Annotated in this window: 16 protein-coding genes; 8 read left to right on the top strand and 8 right to left on the bottom strand. The window is 39.9% G+C overall.

Features of this window, described 5'->3' with window-relative positions; translation table 11 throughout:
• Positions 1 to 6 precede the first annotated feature (6 nt).
• Positions 7 to 2,367, bottom strand: a complete 2,361-nt coding sequence (locus tag H5089_RS05745) for a TonB-dependent siderophore receptor (protein WP_182711710.1) — start codon at positions 2,365 to 2,367, stop codon at positions 7 to 9.
• A gap of 417 nt (positions 2,368 to 2,784) precedes the next feature.
• Between H5089_RS05745 and H5089_RS05740 the strand changes: the two genes are divergently transcribed.
• Positions 2,785 to 3,198: a hypothetical protein gene (locus tag H5089_RS05740; RefSeq protein ID WP_002960120.1), complete on the top strand. Its 414-nt coding sequence runs from the start codon at positions 2,785 to 2,787 to the stop codon at positions 3,196 to 3,198.
• Between the two features lie 94 nt (positions 3,199 to 3,292).
• Here the strand turns inward: H5089_RS05740 and H5089_RS05735 are convergent, their stop codons facing one another.
• On the bottom strand, positions 3,293 to 3,718 hold the full coding sequence (locus H5089_RS05735; protein ID WP_008134499.1) for a hemerythrin domain-containing protein: 426 nt from the start codon (positions 3,716 to 3,718) through the stop codon (positions 3,293 to 3,295).
• Between the two features lie 347 nt (positions 3,719 to 4,065).
• Between H5089_RS05735 and H5089_RS05730 the strand changes: the two genes are divergently transcribed.
• From H5089_RS05730 to H5089_RS05720, 3 genes are read left to right on the top strand one after another with little or no spacing between them, the layout of a single operon-like run.
• Positions 4,066 to 4,323 (top strand): hypothetical protein, encoded by a 258-nt coding sequence (locus H5089_RS05730; RefSeq protein WP_182711709.1) that lies wholly within the window; start codon positions 4,066 to 4,068, stop codon positions 4,321 to 4,323.
• 50 nt (positions 4,324 to 4,373) lie between these two features.
• A complete protein-coding gene (locus tag H5089_RS05725; RefSeq protein ID WP_182711708.1) occupies positions 4,374 to 4,631 on the top strand; it encodes a hypothetical protein in 258 nt (85 codons plus the stop codon).
• Positions 4,632 to 4,668: 37 nt separating this feature from the next.
• Positions 4,669 to 4,887, top strand: coding sequence for a DUF6500 family protein (locus H5089_RS05720; protein WP_024600489.1), 219 nt, complete (start codon positions 4,669 to 4,671; stop codon positions 4,885 to 4,887).
• A 36-nt stretch (positions 4,888 to 4,923) separates the two neighbouring features.
• Here the strand turns inward: H5089_RS05720 and H5089_RS05715 are convergent, their stop codons facing one another.
• Both H5089_RS05715 and H5089_RS05710 read right to left on the bottom strand, forming a co-directional pair.
• Entirely contained in the window at positions 4,924 to 6,843 is a 1,920-nt protein-coding gene (locus H5089_RS05715; protein WP_182711707.1) for a GGDEF domain-containing protein, read from the bottom strand.
• 176 nt (positions 6,844 to 7,019) lie between these two features.
• A complete protein-coding gene (locus tag H5089_RS05710) occupies positions 7,020 to 8,675 on the bottom strand; it encodes an RluA family pseudouridine synthase (RefSeq protein ID WP_182711706.1) in 1,656 nt (551 codons plus the stop codon).
• A 320-nt stretch (positions 8,676 to 8,995) separates the two neighbouring features.
• Here H5089_RS05710 and poxB point away from each other — a divergent pair, with 320 nt between their 5' ends.
• The gene (poxB, locus tag H5089_RS05705) at positions 8,996 to 10,720 is read left to right on the top strand and encodes a ubiquinone-dependent pyruvate dehydrogenase (RefSeq protein ID WP_182711705.1); all 1,725 of its coding nucleotides are present in this window, start codon (positions 8,996 to 8,998) and stop codon (positions 10,718 to 10,720) included.
• 554 nt (positions 10,721 to 11,274) lie between these two features.
• Here poxB and H5089_RS05700 read toward each other — a convergent pair.
• The 3 genes from H5089_RS05700 to H5089_RS05690 all read right to left on the bottom strand — a co-directional run bounded on the left by H5089_RS05700 (position 11,275) and on the right by H5089_RS05690 (position 14,839).
• On the bottom strand, positions 11,275 to 12,501 hold the full coding sequence (locus H5089_RS05700; protein ID WP_002960134.1) for a threonine/serine exporter ThrE family protein: 1,227 nt from the start codon (positions 12,499 to 12,501) through the stop codon (positions 11,275 to 11,277).
• Between the two features lie 116 nt (positions 12,502 to 12,617).
• Positions 12,618 to 13,847 (bottom strand): glycosyltransferase, encoded by a 1,230-nt coding sequence (locus H5089_RS05695; RefSeq protein WP_182711704.1) that lies wholly within the window; start codon positions 13,845 to 13,847, stop codon positions 12,618 to 12,620.
• Positions 13,844 to 14,839 carry a LacI family DNA-binding transcriptional regulator gene (locus H5089_RS05690; RefSeq protein ID WP_182711703.1) on the bottom strand — a complete coding sequence of 332 codons (996 nt, stop codon included), beginning with the start codon at positions 14,837 to 14,839 and terminating at the stop codon, positions 13,844 to 13,846. Before H5089_RS05690 ends, H5089_RS05695 begins: the two co-directional genes overlap by 4 nt.
• 166 nt (positions 14,840 to 15,005) lie before the next feature.
• Between H5089_RS05690 and H5089_RS05685 the strand changes: the two genes are divergently transcribed.
• The 3 genes from H5089_RS05685 to H5089_RS05675 all read left to right on the top strand — a co-directional run bounded on the left by H5089_RS05685 (position 15,006) and on the right by H5089_RS05675 (position 18,729).
• Positions 15,006 to 17,468: a prolyl oligopeptidase family serine peptidase gene (locus tag H5089_RS05685; protein ID WP_182711702.1), complete on the top strand. Its 2,463-nt coding sequence runs from the start codon at positions 15,006 to 15,008 to the stop codon at positions 17,466 to 17,468.
• A gap of 71 nt (positions 17,469 to 17,539) precedes the next feature.
• Positions 17,540 to 18,157: a LysE family translocator gene (locus H5089_RS05680; RefSeq protein ID WP_024595057.1), complete on the top strand. Its 618-nt coding sequence runs from the start codon at positions 17,540 to 17,542 to the stop codon at positions 18,155 to 18,157.
• Positions 18,158 to 18,237: 80 nt separating this feature from the next.
• On the top strand, positions 18,238 to 18,729 hold the full coding sequence (locus tag H5089_RS05675) for a DUF2798 domain-containing protein (RefSeq protein ID WP_182692473.1): 492 nt from the start codon (positions 18,238 to 18,240) through the stop codon (positions 18,727 to 18,729).
• A gap of 52 nt (positions 18,730 to 18,781) precedes the next feature.
• Here H5089_RS05675 and uvrA read toward each other — a convergent pair whose 3' ends face one another.
• Positions 18,782 to 21,340, bottom strand: a complete 2,559-nt coding sequence (uvrA, locus tag H5089_RS05670) for an excinuclease ABC subunit UvrA (RefSeq protein WP_182711701.1) — start codon at positions 21,338 to 21,340, stop codon at positions 18,782 to 18,784.
• Positions 21,341 to 21,583: the final 243 nt, after the last annotated feature.

The raw sequence follows: 21,583 nt of genomic DNA, 5'->3' as shown, positions 1-21,583 counted from the left end.
TCTCTCTTAAAAACTATGCGTAAGGGTTAACTTGGCGTTAATTGGCAACTCAGGAAAAGCTAAAGTTGCACCAAAGTAACCGCCTTCAAATACTGGGCGCCAGTTTTTTTGATTCGTCACGTTGTTCACATCTAATCGTAACTTGGTATTAGGCGTAAAAGCATAGCTAGTATTTACGTTTAGGGTGTACTGATCACGAATTTTTACTGTCGCCAAAAAGTCTAATGGGTAACTCTTTGTATATAGACCTGAAAAACCCGTTTGCCATTTCGAATTAATTGAATAATTTCCGTTAAAGCTGAAAGATTGCTCAGGGATGCCCTGAACTTGGCGGTTTGAAGGTGCAAACGCGGTAAAGCTAGGTGCGCCAACACTGGTACCTGCAATAATATCTGGACGTGAGTTGTCAAATGCATCTGCTACTTGCGCTGAATCTTGGCTACTTGCAGAATTATCGTAGCGAGCGTCAATATAGCTGTAGCCGGCACTTAACCAATAAGGGTAAGCATCATAGAATACTTGGCTTTCAAAGCCGGTAGTACGAATGCCGGTATTACTACCATCGCGATTACGTAAACTACGACGTTGGCTAAACACTGCACCATCGGCGTACCAATCACTGTCGGTTGGTGCGTATTTTAAACCGAATTCAACTAAGGTATTTTCGGTTGAAAAGTTTTGCGCGCTAATCGTGTTGTCACCACCAAGAGACGTGCCGCCAGCCATGCTATTTGATGTGGCTTCGTTGTAACTTGCTGCACCATAAGTGGTGTAATCACCATTTAATCGGTAATTAAAGCTTACTTGCCCCGAATGTAGCTTATCGTTAATGCTATCGCTCGCTGCAATTTCACCCTCTGGTGCTATTGGGTCGTGCGCGTCTACGTCATAAAAATCAATGCGGTAGCCAACACTTGTATGAAACTTATCTGTCCAATCTGAATCTTGCTGAATAGCAAAACCCGTTTGCCATGAGCGCGAATCGGTAGTGTCTGATAAGTTAAAGTCGCCGCTGCCATCGTTATTAATATCGTACTGACCACCAGGGGATACAAATACACCTGGGCTAATTTCAATTAAACGCGCTTGTTGTGAATCAGTTAAAGGAATGCGGCGATTTGAAATTGGGCCAGTTAAATCAATAGGTAGGTCGGCTTCTGTTGTAAATTGGCTGTAGCCTAGCACGCGGTTGTAACGCACATCAAAAGCAAAAATTGTTTGCTGTTCGTTGCTCCATTGGTAAGTCAGTTCGGTACGGTTCTGCGCGGTATCGGCACCATCTATAATTTCAACAAAGCTATTTTGTGCAATTTCTTCGCGTTGTAAGTGCTGAAAATACGTAATGTTTTTTATTGATGCGTTGTTTGAAAGTTCACGCTTATAAATACTGTGTAGTAAATAAGTAGTGGCTTCGTTTTGATTGTCAGGGTCGGTAAGTACTGTACTACGGTCTATTTTTACTTGCCCAGTAGGTGAAACAATAGAACCTGCCGCTGGAACTGTACTGCCATTTACTTGCACGCCTTGGCCGGTAATATAAAGGCCATTATCTATTAGCGCTTGAGTAGGGCGGTTAATACCTGCGTTATCGGTAAATTCAACTTGGTATAACTCAAAGTTAATATCCCAGCTGCTCTTGTCATCAGGTAACACCCTAAGTGCTGCAAATAGGCTGTCGCTTTTCGTGCCCGAAAAGTCGTAGTAACTGCCGTTATCAATGTGTTCAGCGCTTACTCTAAAACCTACTTTGTCTTTTACTATAGGTGCACTGTAATCAACTAAAACGCTGTACTGATCCCATCGTCCTGCCGATACCGTTGCTTTGCCTTTACTGTCGTCAGTTGATGCTTTTTTAGAATGTAAGTTTACAAAACCACCGTTGCGTTGGCTTGAACCAAATAATACCGGTGGCGCGCCTTTTACTACATCTATTTGTTCTATAGAGTTGAACGATAACGGCACGCCAAAGCCATTATTACCTGCTTGGCGGCGTGTACCATCTTGGAAAAGCTCACCTAGTTGCCCACGAATAGTAGGTAAACTTGGTGCCCCAAAACCACTGGCTGAATAGGTATTAGGGCTGACTGCAAGTACGTCTTGTAAAGTCGTAATATTGAGTTGTTCTATTAACTCGCTTGAAATTGGTGTTACTGAACGGGCTATATCTCGTAGAGCTAAGTTGTCGCCAAAAGGGCCGTCTACAGTGGCATTTTTAACCGAAAGACCTTGAGATTTAATAACTTGGCCTGCCACCTCAATACGCTCAATTGCGCCTTCTTTTGCTGTTTTTGATTCTTCGGCTGCAAAAGCATTAAGTGGTGTATTTAATATGGTGGCTAGGGAAAGTGCTAAATATGCGTGTTTCAAACGTTTTCTCTCTACGGTTAAAATGTTGTTGGCGATAAAGACCGAAAGGATTAAAAATAACTTTCAGTAAAATTTTGATTCTTTTTGTTTTTTAGAACATAACAAAACAGATGCATTATAAAGATGGTAATTAAGTAGTATTGTTTTATTAGTTGATAAAATATTAATACAGCGATTGTACTAGACTGAATGTAAATATATGCTTTTAATAGAATTTTTAATTATAGACTACTTTCAACCTGCTAACATTTTAAAAGAGTTAACTTTTATGCAGCATTTTTAAATTACTTAAATAAGCTTCACTTTTAGTACTGCATGGCTTAACTAATGAATTTAATTAAAAATTTTTGAAATAAAAAATAACTTATACGGTCTAGGTTACTTCTACGTTTATTAATATTCATTTAAGGAAATTTTATGACAGGTTCAATGAATTCTGATGTGCAAAACCGTTTGCAGTGGTCACTTTTATCTTTGCGTTTAGGCGTGTTTATTGTAATGGTTATGTGGACATTCGATAAGTTTGTTAATCCTGGGCATAGCGCACGTATTTTTGAACATTTTTACGGTATTAGTGGCTCTACAGATATAGTGGCTTACATTATTGGTGCGGTGCAGTTAGTGCTTGTTTTAGCATTTTTAGCAGGTATTAAAAAGCGTATAACGTACGGTATCATTTTTGTAATGCATGGCTTATCTACGCTTTCTTCTTACAACCAGTACATAGATGGCTTTAATAACTTATTATTCTTTACTGCATGGCCAATGTGGGCTGCGTGTTTTGCACTTTACTTATTACGCGACCAAGACGTGAAATTTACTGTAAAGTAATAAAGTACATGCAAAAAAAATTGGTTATAAGCCATAAGGCTTATAACCAATAAGTACACAGGGAGTGTGTGGAAGTCGGTTTGCGTGTTTACAACTAATGCATTGCGTCGTTGTATTGCTCAGCAAGGCTCTCTTTTTGCCCTTCGGTAAGTGCTTTACCCGCTAATTGAAACACTTCGTGTTCTTCTTCACTTAAATGATGATGTACCAAATGGTGTAGCTTTTTAGCTGCAACTAACCATGCAGACGAGCTCATTTCGGTATCTTCAAGTTGTTCAATTAATTCATCAATTTCGTGATGTTCAGCTACGCTGTGGCGCGCTTTTTCATGAGTTAAGTCATCAAACATAAGTGGGTTATAAAAGTAACGTTCTTCAAATTTTGCGTGATTTTCTAATTCTGTTTTTAGCTCATCCATTAGCGTGTGGCGCTGCTCTGTGTCGCCGTGTGTTTGAATAAGCGCATCTACCAATTCTCGTTGTTTGTCATGGTCATGACGTAGTGCTTCAAAAATATTCATAACTAGTCCTTTTACAATTTATTTGCTTATATCACTAATGTGCAAACTAAATGCCAAATATTAAGTTGATGTATTTTATTGCTTTTATTTTTATTTTTTATTTTTATGCTCATATCACTGTAAATTTTACAGTGATATGAATGCAATAATTTCAGGATTTTACATAGTTCAATTATAAAGGGAGTATAAATCCCTACAGAACCTTACAAATATTTACTGGTTGTTTATTTTATTGCAGTGATAAAGTAGCAACATTATTTAGGTACAACCTATATGTATTACTCCCACATATAATACCAATCGGTATAAATGCAGGTAGCACGTTAACTGAATAGGATAGTTTAAGGATGAACATAAAAAGCCCCATCGCCGCATTATTGCTGTGCGCTTTACTAAGTGCCTGTAGTACAACCCCGCGTTCTGACCCTAACTTATGCATTGAAGAGGCTGAAATGGTTGATCGAAATGGCGCTCAAACAAGCTCAGAAGTTTATAATCAATGCATTAGCGCACAAATTAAAAAGGATGATAAAAATGACTCTTTTTTTGATGCCATCGGTACGTTCTTTTTTGAATTTTTTGTAATGGTGGTAGAAAGTAAATAGGCTAACTTGCAGCTGTAAATTAAATAAGTTGCGTAAAAATAGGATTAGTTATGAAGCAATTATTGATAGTAATTCCACTTTTTTTATTATTAAGCGCTTGTGCGGCACAGCCTTACGTAGGCTCGGCAAAATGTATGGAACAAGCAGATATTGCATACGAAACCGATACACGTAAAAATGAAACATTAGATAATGAATGCAAAGCTGCAAAAGTAAATACGCCTAATAAAGAGCTTGAGAATCATGGCTTGGTTGATAGAAGCCTTTTGCAGCTAATCGTTAGCTTTTTAAATGGTGTATTTCAATAGTACATATACAGTAAAAATATAACTAAATAAGGTATGTATGAGGGAAGAACTAAGAGCAAAAATAATTACCGTATGCGATAAAAAAATAGCAGTTAAAGGAGAAAATGTAGGGCTTTCTTTTTATGCATTTTTTGCTAATAAAAACGACGACCCAGAGCTACTTATGGAGGCTGCTACTTGGTGGATACACACCCATAAATTAGATCATTTTGTAAAAGCACATAAAATTAAGCAAATGGTTTTAGACGAACTTTAGTCAAGTAAATGAGCCAATACTTTTAGCTGTGTTTATTTAATCAACCACGACTTGGTTTCTTCCGTTTTCTTTTGCTTTATAAAGTAATTTATCTGCATGCTTAATAAGAATATCTAGTGTGCTTTTTAAAGGGCTACTTACAGAGGCTCCTGCACTAAAAGTAATTTTTATATCTGTAGGAAAGTCTTCTATATTACTGCAATGCTCGGCGAAGCTAATGGCGAGTCGGTTAAATATATCGCGAATTATTCGTTCATCAGCCGTATTTAGTGCAAATAACCATTCTTCGCCGCCGTAACGGCCAAACTGATGATCATCACAGAGTGTTTCTCTTGCAGCTTTTGCAAAGGCAATAAGAACTAAATCGCCAACATCGTGACCAAAATGGTCGTTAACTTTTTTAAAGTAGTCTAAGTCAACAATTGCTATAGTCATTTTACCTTCACCAAGTTTTGCTTCTGCTGCGCGCATTATTCCTCTGCGATTAGGGCAATTTGTTAGGTAATCTGTTAATGAAATATCGTGATACTTTTGACGTTGTCGAGCTTGTCGATAAAATAAAAATAACGAAGCAATCACTAAAATAAACGCAATAGCAGCGCTAAGTCGCCAAATTATTTTTTGATGATATTCTTCTTTAGCTTGTAGCTCACTAATATCTTTTGCGTACTCTAGTTGCTGTATTTTTTCTTCTTTTTCTTTTACTTCAAACTGTATCTGTAGTGTTTTTATATTATTTTCGCTTGTTGCTTCGTAGTGTTTTTTTGTATAAAGGAGCTTTTGTTCAATTGCTTCAAAAGCCTCGTCAGTGTGGTTAAGGCGTCGTTTTAGCTCATAGCGTTTACTTAAAAAATCGGCTTTATAAATACTGCGGCTGAATTTATCTAATTTTAAAAACACCTCATCGTTTGCTTCATTTGCTTGATCAAGTAAATCTAGTTTTATATATATGTCAGCTAACAAAATGAGCGATGCGAGTTGCATATCATAAACACCTGCAGAACGAGCAAGCTCAATGTTCTCTTTAGTTAAAGTTAAAGCTTTATCGTAGTTGGCTTGTAAGTACTCAATGCTAGCAATTGAGTACTGAGCAAAGGTTAAGCCTTTTTGCATATTAACTTTTTTGAAATAGAGCAATGCTTTGTCTAGGTATATTAAGGCATTTTTAGGTTTTTTAATCTCCAGCAATACATTGCCTAAACTCCAATATGCTTTTGAGGTAAAAAGCCCATCTTGTGTTTGCTCATATGCCGCAACCGCTTTTTTTGCATAATATACGGCTTTGTCTTTTTCGTTTAGATAATTGTATGCATCGGCTATTTTTCTAAAAAAGTATCCTTGAGATGCTGAATCGTCATCTTTTAATGCTAATTCTAACCCCTCTAGTGCAACATTTAGGGTCTTTTTCAATGCATCTGTATCGGTGTAATAGTAAGCAAGTGCTCGTAAAATAATAATTTTTTCTTTAGATGAATGCTGCTGCAAGCTCTCTTCTAATTTTGTGGCTAGCGTGTGTGCTGGAGCTGGGTTTGCATCCCTCGCTAGAGACTTGAGTTGTGATTCGAGAAATAATAAATACACACTTTTTTGGTTTGGTAACTCTTTGTTCTTTAAGTAATAGGATAAGTGAGTATTTAATGCTGCGTATTTTTCTTGTCTAAAAAGTAACTCCGCATACAAAGCGGCCGCTTCTAGATGAAGCTTTTCCCAATTTTGATCTTTGCTTATTTTAAACGCTTGAGTGAGTTTGTCTTCATTTTGAAGATAGTCTAATTCATTTAGTTTTATGTTATTGATGAGAGTTTGAGTCGTGTCAAAGTCTAGCGCATGTGAAGTTGCATTTAATGAAACGCCGTTAGCAGAGGCAAGTTTACTAAAAAGTAAAAATAAAAGGAGAACAATATACTTTGCCCATAAAGTATTACCTAAAATCTTTATTTGTGTATTGTTAGCCATGTTAATCCTTTGCTGATTTATTTTTATTATTGAAATACTTATTCACAGTGCTTAATAAACTTGGGTTTGAACAGTTTTTTATACTCATCATTGAAGAAAAAGACCACAAACAATATCAATTAAATTAATAAAAACCAACACATTGAATAATATAGCTGTTATAGCCAAGTGTCTTATTAAAAATCTGCGGCTACTTCAAACTCTAATCGTTTAAGCGTAATTGGGTGAGTAAATGCTAAGTATTCTGCATGTAAATGTAATCGTTCGGCTTTTTGCCCGTAATGTGTGTCGCCTATAATTGGCATGTTTAAACCTAAGCTGTGCGCACAATGCACTCTTAATTGATGAGTTCGCCCTGTTTTAGGGTATAACTGTAATCGGGTAATATTGTTGTTACGCTCTAAAACCTGCCAGGTAGTAAGTGATGGCTTACCGTGTGTGTAACACACCATTTGGCGCGGTTTATCATCAAAGTCGAGCACTAAGGGCAAATCAATTACTCCGCTATCCTCAGCTACGTTACCATTAACTAATGCTACATAACGTTTATCTATGGTGCGTTCAATAAACTGCTTTTGCAGTGCTTTGTGCACGCGTTTATTAAGTGCAATCATCAATAACCCAGAAGTCGACATATCTAATCTGTGTACAATTAGTGGCCCTGATGCCTCTGGAAACTGCGTTTTTATGCGCATATAAACTGAGTCATCAATATTAACGCCAGGCACTGATAAAAACTCAGCGGGCTTATTTACCACAAGTAAGTCGTCATCTTTATAAACAATACTTAAATCTTTACCCTGAGCTGGGTTAATAAGTAGCGGGTTATCTTCAACTTCTAAACCCTTTAGCATGTGCCCAAGTATTGGTTGGCATTTACTGTAACAAGAAGGGTAGTAGTTTTTATGCTGCCTAATTGCTGATTTAGGTGCTGCTCCCCACCAAAACTCAGCCATAGCAAGTGGCTTTAAGTCATGTTTATAGGCGTATTGTAATAATTTAGGCGCTGCACAATCGCCAGCACCCGAAGGAGGAGTGTGCTCAGGTAATGCTGCGAATATGGCATTTAAGTCTGTAGTTTCACCATTTGCATTTAAAAACTGGTACTGAGCAAATAACTTTTTTTGTAAGCTTTTAGAAAGCGTTTTACGGCGCTTTTTTAAATGAGCAATTTCATCAGAAATATTGATGTGTGTTTGCTGCAGTGACTCGATTATATTTTGCCAATAGGCTTTAAGTGCCAGCAGTTGCTTTTTTTCTACGATGCTTTGCCCTGCAAGCTTATTTTTTAACTGCTCAAAATCACTTTCGCTAAGCTCTAATTCACCTTCGGTACGTTGTGTTTTTCGTTGCTGACGACCGGCTTGCATTACTGCCTGTTGAGCTAATAGCGCTTGCTGGTAGCTCTGTGTTGCATCATCAAGTTTGCTATTAACTTCATGCAGTTGTTCGCTATTTTCTAATTGCTCAATTTGAGCATTAATATCGTTAATTATTTTACTTTGAGCCAAATAGCTATCGTCTTGCAGCTGCATGCTAGAAACAGGCGGCACAAAGCTAATATTGCCTTTATCACCTTCAATTTGCCCCGAATAAGCGCTTAAAAAGCCTAATTGTTGCTTAGCATTTTGCACCACTAAAACCCCAAACATTTTACCTGCATTTTCTGCTTTTAAATGCGCTAACGTTTCAAGTTGTTGCTGTAATTGTTTAGTGGCTGCTACAGCTAATGGTTGCGGCTCGTAATAAAAAGGGAAAGTAAACTTTTCAGGAAGCGCGAGAGCATCAATATTTTGAGAAAATAATGTAAAGCAAGAAGCAGAATTTGACATAGAAGTATGAGAAAAGCATTCAGTAAAATAATTGAGCGCATAATAACATATTCATAGTTAAGCCACTAAAAATCTCGCACCCGCATATTCATAAACATTTTAAAGCGGACATTCATGTTTTATGTATCAGTATGAGGCGTAGCAAACCTAGGAGTATCGTTTGTTAGTAAAGTCTCAGTAGTAATATATCTATCATTATCAAAATATTTAAGCTTATCGATTCTCAATAATTGAGCGCATTTCGAAACGATGACTTACCTGATAGATCAGAGACGAGAAATCAATTTACAGAATAACTGAATATTTAGGAGTTCTATATTATGAGTCAAAATATCGCAAGTTTTATCACTAAAACCCTCGAACAAGCGGGCGTAAAACGTATTTGGGGAGTAACTGGCGATTCACTTAACGGCATTAGTGAAAGTCTGCGAAAAATGGGAACAATTGAATGGCTAGGAACGCGACATGAAGAAGTTGCCGCATTTGCAGCCGGTGGCGAAGCGCATTTATCAGGCGAGCTTGCGGTATGTGCGGGTTCTTGCGGGCCAGGTAATCTTCATTTAATTAATGGCTTATTTGATTGTCAGCGAAATAATGTACCAGTATTAGCAATTGCCGCACATATTCCTTCATCTGAAATTGGTAGTAGTTATTTTCAAGAAACCCATCCGCAAGAATTATTTAAAGAATGCAGTGTGTATTGTGAAATGGTGTCGAGCCCTGAGCAAATGCCGTACCTGCTAGAAACCGCAATGCGACAAGCAATATTAAACAAAGGCGTTAGTGTACTTGTGCTACCTGGCGACATTGCATTAAAAGATATGCCTAAAGCTATTAAGCCAAAATGGAACGTGCCAAAACCAGCAACTTATACCCCCGCTTTATCTGATATTGAAGCAATGGCGACTCATCTTAATAAAAGTAAAAAAGTAACCTTGTTATGCGGCGCTGGTTGTAAGGATGCCCACGACGAAATTGTTGCGCTAGCCGAAAAATTACAAGCACCGATAGTGCATGCTATGCGTGGTAAAGAATTTATTGAGTACGATAACCCTTACGATGTTGGCATGACCGGATTTATTGGTTTTGCGTCGGGGTATCATGCAATGCAAGAAGCCGATACGTTACTTATGATTGGTACTAGTTTTCCTTATCGTGCATTTTATCCCGAAAATACCACCATATTGCAAATCGATAATCAGGCCGCGTCACTCGGGCGACACGTACAAATTGACTCTGGCGTGTTAGGGGATACAAAAAATTCAGTGACCACTCTGCTTGATTATATTAAAGGTGAACGGAGCAGTTCGCACTTAGAAAAGAGTGTTGAACACTACAAAGAGTCTCGACAAGATCTCGATGAACTAGCCAGTGGCAAAACCTCGCAAAATTTAATTCACCCGCAATACCTAACGCGTTTACTCAACGAGCAAGCGGCTGACGATGCTGTTTTTACTTGTGATGTAGGTACGCCAACAGTGTGGGCTGCGCGTTATTTGTCAATGAATGGAAAGCGCCGCTTAATTGGATCGTTTAATCATGGCTCTATGGCAAATGCCATGTCGCAGGCAATGGGGGTTCAATCTGTAGATAGAGACCGCCAAGTCATTGCAATGTGTGGTGATGGTGGCTTTTCGATGTTAATGGGCGATTTAATCTCACTTAAGCAGCTTAATTTACCAATAAAGATTGTTGTTTATAATAATCACTCACTTAGTTTTGTGGCTATGGAAATGAAAGCCAGTGGGTTTTTATCAAGCGATACCGATTTAGAAAACCCAAGTTTTGCTAAAATTGCAGAGGCCTGTGGCTTAAAAGGGATTCATGTGGACGACCCTGAAAAATTACCATCGGCAATGAATGAGATGATGAACCACTCAGGACCTGTTGTTTTAGAAGTCGATACCGCAAAACAAGAGCTTTCAATGCCGCCGCAAATTAAATTAGAGCAAGCAAAAGGCTTTAGTGTTTACATGATGAAAGCGCTGATAAACGGCAAAGGAAACGAGATTGTAGAGCTTGCCAAAACTAACTGGTCACGCTAAGTGAGTTACTTCCCTATTGAGTACTTTTGCTCAATAGGGAAGTGCCAAGTAATAATCCTCACTATCATCTTTTATTATTAATAAGCTAAGGCTGCTGTTTGTAAGTGATTGAACCGAAATAGAAAATAATATATGGTTTATCATTAAATTAATAAAAACACGCATAAAATACCTCTACTCATAGAGGGAACGGAGCAATAATGAAATGGAAATCGGTTTTACTGTCGCTGGCTGTTTTATGGCTTATTCAAGCTCAGCAAAGCAGTTTACGCACCAGTGAATACGCAAATATCTAGCCTATTGCAAGTAAATTCAACGCAGTTAGCGCTGAAAATAGCTGCTTGAGATAGATTTATTATCCAGAGTTTAGGTTATTTAGAAAGCGCTGAACTGTTTTTACGTTGGAATCACTATGGGGTTTTTGAGTTTGACTCAAGTGCAATGTAATGAGCTAAAACATTTAGCATTGGCCTCAATTGCTACTTGGTAGTTGTTTTTAGTTTAATGTTTTACTCGCTTTACTCAATTAAAGTAAAGCGAGTGCTCAGTATCAGTTACAAACTCTTTTTAGGCGGTAGGGCTACGTTTGCAAATATTAGCCCTGCAACAAGCGACATAAATATTAAAAACGTTTGCTGGCCTATATGCTCTGCGTATATAAAGTCTTGGCCTTCAATGAGTGAGTTTAAGCCAATATAGGTTTTGCTACCTGGTACTAATACAATTAAGCCTTGCATGGCCACAATAGAAGCCGGCGCATTAGCAACACGGTTAAACAAGTTACTAAATATACCTACCGATAAAGCACCCACAAACGTACCTAACGTGTAATCAAGGTACATAGCCGAGCCAATACTGGTGCCATACGCTATAAAGCCTGATGCAATAGACCAAACAGCGTGCTTAAGTTTGGTTCTAAAAATAACGATTAAGCTGCTACAAAGTAAAAATATAGCCAGCCATGCGGTCCACTTTGGTAATGGTTCAGGTTGTACAAAGTCAGCTTGCCCAAAGAGTGCAAAGCCAATGCCTATGCCAATAAAACCGCCAAAATAGAGTTTAAATAACAGCATAAACGAGTCCATGACTCTTGCTGTACCCGACACTAAATGCCGCGCTGCAAGCTCTGCTAAGCCAAGCGCAAGTGCTAAACCTGGTATAAATACAATAATGGCCGAAAGTACCACCAAGCGTATGTTTATTTCAGGTGTTATATACACGCTTACTGCACAGGCAAGTATTGCCGATATTATGGCTACCAATGGCTCAAGCATATGGGCTACGCGTTTTGAGCGTCCCGACCAAAGCACAAACAAATAAACAACTAAAGTAAGAAGCGATGACCAAATAACATCAGTCCAGCTAGTACCCATTAACATTGCAAACGCACCACCAGAAGTTGCAAACGCAACGCCCGTAACAAGTTTATTGTATGGGTTTGGCATGTCGTAGATAGCATCTAGCTGGGCGTCAACTTCTTGTAAAGTTAGCTTGTCGTCAAGCATTTGGTTTACAAGGTCGTCGGTGTCGGCAAGTGAGCCTAAATCGTGATCGCCAGGGTCTACACGCGCAACATGGGTGTACTCGTCTTCGTGGCCATCAGTCCAAATAACAAACGTTACCGAAGTTGGCGACATAACAAACGACGATTTAAGTCCTAAATATGTAGCCACTTCCATTAGGTGGGCTTCTAGGCGGTAAGCAGGCGTACCATACTTGTGAAGCATTTTACCCAATTTAACGATAAATTTGCGTTTTTCTGTAAAGGTTGCAGTTTTCAAATCTTTTTGGACCAAATATTGCGATAACTAAGCTAAAAATATAGACAATACAGCTAAAACTGCCCACGTTTGATGGGCGCGATTTTAAACACTAATTGGTGTGTGTCTAGTCATTTTTAATCTAATTTTTTATTTTTTTCAGCTATCCATTGCGACATGTATTGAGTGCTGCGCATTGTATGATGTTTGAGCATTTGGCCTGTAAAGTTTTTTTCGCGATGAGCCTCTAAATCGCTACTTATTGAATCGATTTTTTTAATTAACACCGTACTCAATTGTGCTTTATCGTAAAGCGTATTAAGGAGCGTGTTGCCATCTTGCTGTGCTTGTTCAAAGTCACTTTGATTGGTGAACATTTCAACAGCAGCATTGGCAAAATCGTCGGCGGTGTTGGCTATTTTACCAGGCCATGGTAAATCGTTATGCATGCCCTCTGCACCAATATAGGTGGTAACGCTGGGTGTTTGCATAATCATGGCTTCAAGTAATTTACCTTTAATGCCTGCACCAAAACGAAGTGGTGCTAAACATACGCGTGCGCTTTGCATTACATCAAACGCATTATCGGCCCAGCCTTTTATTAAAAACCCTGTTTTAGGGTTATTTAGTGCCGTGGCTTTTGGTGGTGGGTAGGAGCCATAAATATGTAGTTCTGCTTTTGGGAGTTGCTTGCGAATAAGTGGCCATATTTTTTGCAAATAAAGTACAGCATCCCAGTTTGGTGCGTGTCTAAAGTTACCTATGGTCATAAAGTGCTGGCGCTGCTCAAACGTTTTTGTACTTGTAGGCAGTGAGCTTAAATCGACCATAAATGGTAAATGGTGTAATAAGCTTGGCTCTATTTTAAATACGCTGTTTAGCAGGCTCATTTCATAACTTGAAATAATTAAGCTTAGGTCGCAGCGTAAAATAGCGGCAATTTCTCGTTTTGCTATGTCTGAGTGTAAATCGCTGGTTGTAAACTCGCGCTCACCTTTAAACGCTTCGTGACGAGCGTTACGCAAACATTGTAAATCTTCGGTATCTAATATTTTAATGGCATTTGGGCAATGTTTATCGACGCGCCAGCCAAATTGTTCTTCCATCATAAAACGGTCAAACATGACTATATCTGGGTTATAGGCTTTAACGTATTCGTCAAAGCTATCGCAGTTTAGTGCAATGCTTTGGCTGGTTATACCAAAGTCGTCAAGGTTTACCATGTGGTCGGTGCGCTGCGCGGGCGTTGCAAATTCAACGTCCCAGTTTTGCGCTCTAAATGCATTTAATAACGACATCATGTGCGTTCCCGCAGCAGACGAATTTGGCTCTGGCCATACGTAGCCAATTACCAGCACTTTTTTCATTGGCTAGAATCTCTAATTTGTAAGTTTACATTTACCAGTGTTTTTACTGGCGGGACTGTATTTTGTAGTAGCTCTTGGAGTATTAAAAGGCACCGCTTAGCTATATCAGTTGTACTAATAGCCACGGTGGTTAAGTGATTATTTATAACCGCGCTATTGGGAATGTGGTGGCAACTCACTACTTTAATAGAGTGATGAGTTAATGAGTTAATAGCGGCAATAACACCTTGAGCAATAATATCGTTTGCACACACCACTGCGTTTAATGTGGGTTTGTGTTTATGTGCTTCCATAAATGCATTTTTAGCGCTAAAGGCTGTGTTTACTGCGCAGTCAATGGGTGCTAATGGTGTAATGCTGTGCTGCGCGCATGCGGTATTAAAGCCACTTTGCAGTGCTTGTGAATCACTTAAAGTAAGTTCACTGCCTATAAATGCTATGTTTGTCACGCCTTGTGCGAGTATATGCATACTGGCTACGTGGCTGGCTTTTTTATAGTCGGGTAATACACACGGAGCTGCGCTAAAGAGCACTTCACTCATTAAGGTAATTACTTTGTGTTGCGCGCTGAGCGCATCAAGCCATTTGGGGCAAGTATTAGCAACGGGGCAAATAATAAATGCAGCCGCGTTGTATTCTTTTAAGTTTTTAACTGCGTTTGCTTGTAGCTCAAGGCTATTATTACTGCTTACAATCATGGCTTGTAAGCCATTGTCGTTTAACAAAAGTTCTAAGCTGGTAGCAAGGTGTGCCATAGCTGGGTTAGTTAAATCATTTATTACTATGGCCACTAAGTTAGATCGTTTTGAGCGCATAGCAGCGGCATCACGATTATAAACGTACCCTAGCTCATCTATCGCTTTGAGTATTTTTTGTTTACTTTTATTGCCCACTTTATCGCTTTGGGTAAGCACCAACGATACGGTTGATTTTGATACACCAGCACGCTCTGCAACATCAAAAATGGTGACTGATTTGGCTTTGTTATGCATTGTATTTTAAGTACCGCAGTGGTGAATAAATAGCGCTGTAGTTTAGCTTAATCAGCACTATTAAGTCATCTTTTAGAGGTGTTTAACTTACCTTAATACTTTATGAACAAAGCAAAACGTGTTTATATACGCCTATAAGAGTAAAAAATAACAAAAGGATAAAAACATGAGCGCTTTTAGGCTGTTAGTTGCCTTTATTTGTTGTGCGGCATTGGTGCCAACAAGTTACGCCGAGCAGGGCTATCAAACCCCATCACCCGAACTTGCAGCATTGGTTGACGCTAAGTTAGCACCCACTAGTTACTTATCGAGCGATGGCCAGTGGCTAGCGCTTTTTGAGCGCAAACGTGTAGTAACCCTTGATGAACTTGCAAAAGAAGAGCTTAAGCTTGCTGGTATTAAGCTAAACCCCGCTAATTTTTCGCGCTCTCGTGTGAGTGCCAAATTTAGTGCTGTGGAGCTAAAGCATGTTCAAAGCGGGTCGGTTATTAGTATTAATAACTTACCTAATGGCATTATCCGCTCACCTAAATGGTCATCTAATAGTAAATATTTAGCCTTTGTTGTTGAGCAACCAACCCAAGCCAACTTATGGCTTTACAGCGTTGAAACCAAACAAGCAAAAGAGTTAACTAGTGCTGCGTTAAATTCGGTACTAACTGCATCGCCATATAAATGGCTGCCAGATAGCAGCGCCATTGTTGCAAATCTTGCTGTTAATTTTGGTAAACCAAGGCTTGAAAATAACAGCCAAAATGTAGTGCCTGTTATTCAACAAAGTACTGGCGAAAAAGCGCCAGCACGTACTTACCAAAATTTATTAACCAGCCCGTTTGATGAATCACAGTTTAAGTTTTACGGCCAAGGGCAATTGGCTTACATAACGCTTGATGGCAATACTCAAGCAATAGGTAGCCCTTCTTTATTTAAATCGTTTTCGGTATCACCTGATTCTACCAATATTTTAGTTGCCGGTATTAATGAGCCGTTTTCGTATCAAGTGCCTTACAGCCGCTTTGCAAGCACGTGGCAAATATGGGGCATGCGCGGCTATGCATTAGCAGAGCTGGCAAAACAGCCACTTGCCGATAATATTCCACAAGGTTACGACAGTGTACGCACTGGCCGCCGTGATTTTGAATGGCGAGCCGATCAAGGCGCTGAAGTTATTTGGGCCGAGGCGCAAGATGGCGGCGACATGAAAACCGACGTTGAGCATCATGATTATGTTTACAGCTTACGTGCACCATTTAAACGCGAGCCCAAATTATTTGCCAAAGTAGAGCGCCGTTATGCGGGAATGGAGTGGGGCAACGAAAACGTAGCAATGCTGACAGACTGGCGCTTTAGCGATCGCCAAGTACGTACTTACATAGTGCAACCACGAAATGCCGACAGAAACCGCGTGCTATTTTCAGAGCGTAGTTACAACGATGCGTACAAAGACCCAGGTAATGCAATTTACGAGCGCAATGATTTAGGCGCAAACGTAATTAAAATTGTAGGCGGGCGTTATATTTACCTGCGCGGTAATGGTGCTTCAGAGCAAGGTAATGTGCCGTTTTTAGATAGGTACGATGTTAAAACAAATAGCAGCAAGCGTTTATGGCAATCACAAGCGCCATACTATGAGCGTGTTCGTTCACTACTTGATGACGAAGGTGAGCGCTTTATTACTATTCGCGAATCTAAAACTGAGCAACCTAACTTTTTTATACGTGATTTAGATAACGACACGCTAACGCAATTAACGACATTTGAGCATCCGTATCCTGCATTTAAAGGGGTAACTAAAGAGCAATTACGTTATAAACGCGACGACGGTGTTGAGCTTTCGGGTACGCTTTATTTACCACCAGGGTACGATAAAACACAAGGCCCGTTACCTGTACTTATGTGGGCTTACCCACTTGAATACAAAGATAAAGCCGTAGCATCGCAAGTTCGCGAATCGCCTTATGCGTTTACCTACATTGGTTATTGGGGCCCAATGCCTTACCTTGCTAAAGGGATTGCCGTGTTTGACGACCCTAAAATGCCAATAGTGGGTATTGATGGCAGCGAGCCAAACGATAACTTTAGAAAGCAGTTAGTATCAAGTGCGCAAGCAGCTGTTGATGTATTAGTTAAAAAAGGCATTGCCGATAAAAACAAAATTGCCATAGCAGGGCACTCATACGGTGCATTTATGGTTGCTAACTTATTGGCTCATAGTGATTTATTTAAAACAGGTATTGCCCGCAGTGGTGCGTATAACCGCACATTAACGCCGTTTGGTTTTCAAGGAGAAGAGCGTGATTTTTGGCAAGCACAAAGTGTGTACGCTAATATGTCGCCGTTTTTCCATGCTGAAAAAATTAACGAGCCAATGCTAATGATCCACGGCCAAGAAGATCCTAATTCGGGCACTTTCCCTATGCAAAGTGAGCGCATGTACGCAGCGCTTAAAGGCTTAGGTAAAGACGCTCGCTTAGTAATGCTCCCTTATGAAGCACATGGTTACCGTGCGCGTAAAAGCTTATTACATGTGTTGTGGGAACAAGAACAGTGGTTAGATAAGTATTTGTTAAATGATACAGCAGAGCCAGTAGAGGTTATTACTGACCCCGTGGTAAGTGCTGGGCAATAGTAATAAAAATGAGTAAGCAACAGCGCGGCTACTTATAGCCGCGTTTTTGCTTTTAATATGAGAGTAAATTAATGATTGATGTAGCAGCACTTGCGGTTTTTATTCCTACCTTCTTTTTTGTGTCGATAACGCCAGGTATGTGTATGACCCTTGCCATGACACTCGGTATGAGCATTGGCGTGCGCCGCACATTATGGATGATGATAGGTGAGCTGTTAGGTGTAGCAAGTGTTGCTATAGCTGCGGTATTAGGCGTTGCAAGCGTAATGCTAAATTACCCAGATGCGTTCGCTATTTTAAAGTGGGTAGGCGGTGCGTACTTAATTTATATTGGCGTTAACATGTGGCGAGCCAAAGGAAAAATGTCGGTCGATACCTCAAAACCAAGTGACGTAAGTAGGAAGTCGTTATTTACGCAAGGTTTTGTAACCGCAATTGCTAACCCTAAAGGGTGGGCGTTTATGATTTCACTACTGCCACCCTTTATAAGTGTTGAGCATGCTGTAGCCCCTCAGCTTTTAGTATTGCTTGGTGTTATAATGACCACCGAGTTTTTAAGTATGTTAGCTTACGCAACAGGCGGTAAAAGCTTACGTTTATTTTTAAGCCGTGGTGATAATATTAAATGGATGAACCGTATTGCTGGTAGCTTAATGGGGTTAGTTGGAATTTGGCTTATTTTTGGTTAGCTCAAAAAGTGGTTGATATTGTCAATTAATTTGTTATAGTTGATTTTGTCATCTATTTAACGCTTAAGGCATGCCCAAAAATGAGTACACCCGTATCAGCAAACCCAGTAATGGTTGAGCCTAAAAAAACACCTGTAATTTATAAAATACTGGTTATGGTAAGTATTATTACCTTAATTGGCGGTACTCTAACTGGCATTATGACTTATGTGAATGTGGGTGTTACAGAGCATTTTTATGCAGATTGGTTTACCTCATTTATAAGTGCAGTATTGGTTATGGCGCCTGTTGGTTTTGTAATGATGACCTTAATGCATAAGCTAGTTAATAAGTTATTGCCTAGTAGTAGCGAGCTAAAACGTAATTTAGTGATTAGTGTTTTTATGGCGCTGATCATGGAGTCGGTTATGGCGTTTGTTACCGCTACTAATAATATTGGCTATGCAGATATGCGTGTATTTGTAACTGGATGGGCTGAAGGGTTATTAGCCGCATTACCAATAGGTTTAACTATAATGCTGATAATGTCGGTTACGGTAAAACCTAAAATAGAACGCTTTTTAAAAAGCTAATAACAAAAAAGAGCCATTGGCTCTTTTTTGTTATTTAGTGTTTACCTGCTCTTTAAATTGCACGATTCAAAAAAGGTGCTGTTCGGCTTATTTTAGATTGGGCTACCTCTGTAGGTTTCCCTTGCGCTACAATTAAGCCGCCTTCTTCGCCAGCACCGGGTCCTACATCAATTACCCAGTCACTATTACGGGCTACTTGCATATCGTGTTCAACCATAATGACGGTATTGCCAGCATCTACTAATTTATTTAACTGCGACATTAACATTGATACATCCGATGGATGCAGGCCTGTAGTTGGCTCATCAAGAATATAAAGAGTGTTGCCGCGCTGTGCACGTTGCAGCTCGGTTGCTAATTTAATACGCTGGGCTTCACCGCCCGAAAGCTCAGTTGCAGGTTGTCCTAAACGCAAATACCCAAGACCTACTTGCATAAGTGCATCGAGTGCTCTTAGTATTGCAGGTTCATTTTCAAAAAAGGTATGCGCCGATTCAACCGTTAAATTGAGGATATCGCTGATGTTTTTATCACGATATGTAACCTCAAGTGTTTGCTCGTTATAACGTTTGCCATGACACACTTGGCAAGGTGAATAAACACTAGGTAAAAACAGTAGCTCTATACTCACAAAGCCAACGCCCTCACAGTTTTTACAGCGACCTTTAGCAACATTAAACGAAAAGCGACCGGCATCGTAACGGCGCTCTTTCGCTTTTTGGGTAGAAGCAAATAGTTTACGCACATGATCAAATAAACCCGTATAGGTAGCTAAGTTTGAACGAGGGGTACGGCCAATCGCTTTTTGATTTACGGTAATCAGGCGGCTTATATTATTTATACCTTCAATGATTTTTCCGCTGGTGTGTGTTTGCAGCTCTTGTTCGAGTAAGTCGGCTTCGTCGGTTGGCGCTTCCGTTATTATTTTTTGCCCAAGTGCTTCGTAAACAAGTTCTACTAACGCTTGGCTTACTAAACTTGATTTACCAGAGCCCGAAACACCAGTAACGGTTGTCATAACACCTAGTGGAAATTCTGCATTGAGTTTTTTAAGATTGTTACGCTCAATATCTGCCAATTTTAACCACGCTTTTGGCTGCCTTTGCTCCTTTTTTTGCGCGCTATTTTGAGTAGATTTTTGACTGGCGTCTTTAGCAAAAAGGTGGCGACCGGTGTGCGAATTTTTTATTTTTCTTAACCCTTCAACAGGGCCGCTGTAAATAATGTTGCCACCATGGACACCTGCATCAGGGCCTACATCAACAATCCAATCGGCATGTTTAACAACGCTAACATCGTGTTCAACAACAAATACAGAATTGCCAGCCGCTATTAGCTCATCAAGCGCTTTTAAAAGTGCTTGAGTGTCTGCAGGGTGTAAACCCGCTGAAGGTTCATCTAACACGTAAACTACCCCAAATAATTTAGAGCGAATTTGTGTGGCAAGTCGCAACCGTTGTAGCTCTCCGGGTGAGAGCGTTGGCGTTGTACGCTCAAGCGACAAGTATCCTAAACCAAGCATGGTTAGTGCTTCAATACGGGTGAGTATATCGCTGGCAATGCGCTGCGTAACAATGGCTTGCTCTGGATTTTTTGTATTTTTATTTACTTTGGTATTGGCGGCGTTACTTAGTTTTTTAGCAAGCTCGTTTAATGTAAGTTGAGATAGCTCGCCAATATCAAGCCCTGCAAATTTAACACTTAACGATGCTTGTTTTAATTTTTTACCTTGGCAAGTAGGGCACTGCGATATTTGCATAAACTGTGATACGCGCTTTTTAGTACGCGGGCTTTGGGTAGTAGCAAAAGACTGTAAAACAAAGCGTTTAGCGCTTGAAAAAGTTCCCATGTAGCTTGGATCTTCGTTATTTTTTATCGCATTTTGTGTTTGCTCATAGGTGTAATCTGGGTATACCGGCACACTAGGTGTTTCGTCGGTAAATAAAATCCAATCCCGTGCTTTTTTAGAAAGTTTGTTCCAAGGTGTGTCTATGTCATAACCAAGCGAGGTAAGTATACGGCTTAGGTTTTTACCTTGCCATGCTGGTGGCCACGCTTCAATGGCGCGCTGGCGAATAGTTTTTGTATCATCTGGCACAAGTAGCTTTTCGGTTACTTCAAACACTCGGCCTATTCCTGAGCATTCTGGGCACGCACCTTGTGGCGTATTCGGCGAAAACGCATCGGCGTAAAGTATGCCTTGCCCTTTGGGGTATTCGCCAGCACGAGAGTAAAGCATGCGTAGCGCGTTAGAAATAGTTGTTATGCTGCCAACTGATGAGCGAACTGACGGTGCGCCGCGTTGCTGCTGCAAAGCAACGGCAGGCGGTAGCCCTTCAATAGAATCAACATCGGGCTCATCAACTTGATCTATCAACCTTCGGGCGTACGGCGATACTGAATCAAGATAACGGTGCTGCGACTCAGCAAACAGCGTTCCAAACGCAAGCGACGATTTTCCAGAGCCCGATATTCCTGTAAAAACAACCAATGCGTTACGAGGTAAATCAACGTCTACATTTTTCAAGTTGTGAACGCGTGCCCCTCTTACTTGAATGCTATTACTGGGATCAGATAAATCCGTTGTTGAGTTTTTATGTGTGCTTGCCATACGTTTATACTCCTGTTTAATCGCGCTTTTTACTTTAAGTTAGCTTTGAATTATTTACTCTTATCACTCGTTATTACCTTAAAGTAGCGCAAGCACACTGAATGAGCGCTTAGTCTGTAGTGGCGCAGCCAAAGCGCTGGATAAAATTACGATGATTGTTTGTTTACATAATAGGTATGGAATGCGAATATAATTTAAACAGTTATTGTTATGTAATTTATTAGGTAATTTACTAGGTATTTT

Source organism: Pseudoalteromonas sp. SR45-1 (assembly GCF_014163655.1).
Classification (GTDB): domain Bacteria; phylum Pseudomonadota; class Gammaproteobacteria; order Enterobacterales; family Alteromonadaceae; genus Pseudoalteromonas; species Pseudoalteromonas distincta.
This window is presented reverse-complemented; position numbering and strand designations above follow the sequence as displayed.

Bases quoted from the DNA above. Each gene is read 5' to 3' on its own strand.
- H5089_RS05725 (WP_182711708.1), top strand. From the start codon at position 4,374: ATGAAGCAATTATTGATAGTAATTCCACTTTTTTTATTATTAAGCGCT.
- H5089_RS05695 (WP_182711704.1), bottom strand. From the start codon at position 13,847: ATGAAAAAAGTGCTGGTAATTGGCTACGTATGGCCAGAGCCAAATTCG.
- H5089_RS05740 (WP_002960120.1), top strand. From the start codon at position 2,785: ATGACAGGTTCAATGAATTCTGATGTGCAAAACCGTTTGCAGTGGTCA.
- H5089_RS05720 (WP_024600489.1), top strand. From the start codon at position 4,669: ATGAGGGAAGAACTAAGAGCAAAAATAATTACCGTATGCGATAAAAAA.
- H5089_RS05690 (WP_182711703.1), bottom strand. From the start codon at position 14,839: ATGCATAACAAAGCCAAATCAGTCACCATTTTTGATGTTGCAGAGCGT.
- uvrA (WP_182711701.1), bottom strand. From the start codon at position 21,340: ATGGCAAGCACACATAAAAACTCAACAACGGATTTATCTGATCCCAGT.
- H5089_RS05680 (WP_024595057.1), top strand. From the start codon at position 17,540: ATGATTGATGTAGCAGCACTTGCGGTTTTTATTCCTACCTTCTTTTTT.
- H5089_RS05675 (WP_182692473.1), top strand. From the start codon at position 18,238: ATGAGTACACCCGTATCAGCAAACCCAGTAATGGTTGAGCCTAAAAAA.
- H5089_RS05715 (WP_182711707.1), bottom strand. From the start codon at position 6,843: ATGGCTAACAATACACAAATAAAGATTTTAGGTAATACTTTATGGGCA.
- H5089_RS05735 (WP_008134499.1), bottom strand. From the start codon at position 3,718: ATGAATATTTTTGAAGCACTACGTCATGACCATGACAAACAACGAGAA.
- H5089_RS05685 (WP_182711702.1), top strand. From the start codon at position 15,006: ATGAGCGCTTTTAGGCTGTTAGTTGCCTTTATTTGTTGTGCGGCATTG.
- H5089_RS05730 (WP_182711709.1), top strand. From the start codon at position 4,066: ATGAACATAAAAAGCCCCATCGCCGCATTATTGCTGTGCGCTTTACTA.
- poxB (WP_182711705.1), top strand. From the start codon at position 8,996: ATGAGTCAAAATATCGCAAGTTTTATCACTAAAACCCTCGAACAAGCG.
- H5089_RS05710 (WP_182711706.1), bottom strand. From the start codon at position 8,675: ATGTCAAATTCTGCTTCTTGCTTTACATTATTTTCTCAAAATATTGAT.